A 1,736-nucleotide genomic window follows, 5' to 3' on the forward strand; every position below is an offset into this window, starting at 1 on the left:
GTTGGCTTTTCGCAGGGCGGGGCTGGGCTGGGCCCATTGTTCGGGGGGCAGCGGTTGCGACCAGGCTTGCACGCTTTCAGGCAGGGTCGGGCGGCCCTTGCGGTGGGCCCATTCGGCGATCAGGTAGAGCATTTTCCAGAACACTATCATCCGTCTGACATACCACCAGCGCAGAGGCCACGGGGAGCGTTTGGAGTATCCCCAGCGCTTGCGCTCTTCAGCAGTCAGATGGCCTCCTCCGTCGTCCAGCCGACCCAACGCCCTGGCGTCGAGACGTTCGATTTCAAAGGTATGCAGTCCTTCATAAGGTTTGAGCTCGTCCTCGGACAGGGTGATGCCCAACGCGGCAAGCATGGGGTTGGGCGTATCCACCAGTTCCCCATCCTCCATGTAGTTGCGGATCGACGTCCACATGCCCAGCGCATGCGCATCGCTGGGTTGGGCCGACAATATAAACTGCACGGTGTCGCGTTCTTCGTCCTCCAGCCCCATGCCGAAGGTGTAATCACGCATCGCGCCGTAACTGGTCACGCCCTGGCTGCGGGCGACCCAGGCCACCACGCTTTCCCAAGGCACGATCAGCACCCGATGGGTGGTGTCGTCGATATAGCAGACTTCGCGGCGTTGGCGGTTGAAGCGGACCGGGTAGCTTTTGGCCAGGGTTCGGACGTTGGAGAGCATGCCGTAGATGAAGGCGCCGATGGGGAGGATGGCTGTGAGAGATCCTGTGGCGAATACCTGCACAGCATCCCCGACAATATCGAAAAACTGTCGGTCAATCTCCGGAGGGCTAAAAGCAACAAGCCATAGACAAATAAGCACGGGCATAACAAAAGCTGTAAACAAAACAAACCAAATTCCAGTAGCCAGGATTTTCCCCTGTTCCACTATCCCCCGGTTACTCCCCCCCAACTCCAGGTAGGTCTCGTTCATCGCCGAAAAATTACGCCGAGAGACTTGCGCCTGCCCGGTGTACACCGGCAACGGCGCTAAAAACAGGGTTTCATTCAAGCCCCTGACCCGCAACTCCCCGGCACGGGGCCGCTGGCTGCGGATGTCCGGTGCCTACTCTGGGGTTTCTGGCGGTTTTTTGCGTTTGAACAGTCTGCTAATCATCGATCGCCGCCATTTCGTCTCGGGTGAAAAACCAGTAAGGGGCCTTGCCTGTGCCACTGGGCAAGGTTTCCACGGCGTCGAGCGTAAACCGACCCTGGGCCGGCAACCGTACGCCTCGCTCCGTCGCGATGCGCAGGTCGCGCAGGACAAAACAGGTGCGGTGAATCAACTCGCGCTCGGCTTCCAGTTGATAACCGATGTTGAGGGCCAGGGCGAAATCCGACGTTTGCTGGGCTTCGCCGATCGGCAGCTGAAGGGTCAGCGCCTCGGCCCAAGCCAGGGCCCGTAGTTCGGCAGGGTTTCTTGAGGATCTGGCTGATGATCGACGTCGTGTGTCTGGCGCCCCAGGTATTGGTGCCCACGAGAACGCCGTCGTCAGCGATCACTCGGCCACCGGGCCTGGTGTGCGGCAGTAGGTTCAATGCAGCCCCGCCGCCTTGCAGGCGTCGACGAAGTTCGCGCCTTTTTTGTCCATGGCGGTCTTGACCAGGGCGTTGGCTTTTCGCAGGGCGGGGCTGGGCTGGGCCCATTGTTCGGGGGGCAGCGGTTGCGACCAGGCTTGCACGCTTTCAGGCAGGGTCGGGCGGCCCTTGCGGTGGGCCCATTCGGCGATCAGGTAG

2 protein-coding genes and 1 pseudogene are annotated in these 1,736 nt (G+C 60.9%); 1 reads left to right on the plus strand and 2 read right to left on the minus strand.

What is annotated here, in order from left to right; all coding sequences use genetic code 11:
• Positions 1 to 1,011, minus strand: a 1,011-nt coding sequence (locus BZ163_RS00080) for a DUF6708 domain-containing protein (RefSeq protein WP_128869322.1), incomplete at its 3' end; no start/stop codon positions are given.
• A gap of 43 nt (positions 1,012 to 1,054) precedes the next feature.
• On the opposite strand from BZ163_RS00080, the gene BZ163_RS00085 reads away from it, so the two are divergent.
• The gene (locus BZ163_RS00085; protein ID WP_128869323.1) at positions 1,055 to 1,405 is read left to right on the plus strand and encodes a hypothetical protein; all 351 of its coding nucleotides are present in this window, start codon (positions 1,055 to 1,057) and stop codon (positions 1,403 to 1,405) included.
• A 129-nt stretch (positions 1,406 to 1,534) separates the two neighbouring features.
• Here BZ163_RS00085 and BZ163_RS00090 read toward each other — a convergent pair.
• Positions 1,535 to 1,736: pseudogene (locus tag BZ163_RS00090) on the minus strand (hypothetical protein); the annotation flags it as partial.

The organism is Pseudomonas sp. VI4.1 (assembly GCF_002029345.1).
Lineage (GTDB): Bacteria > Pseudomonadota > Gammaproteobacteria > Pseudomonadales > Pseudomonadaceae > Aquipseudomonas.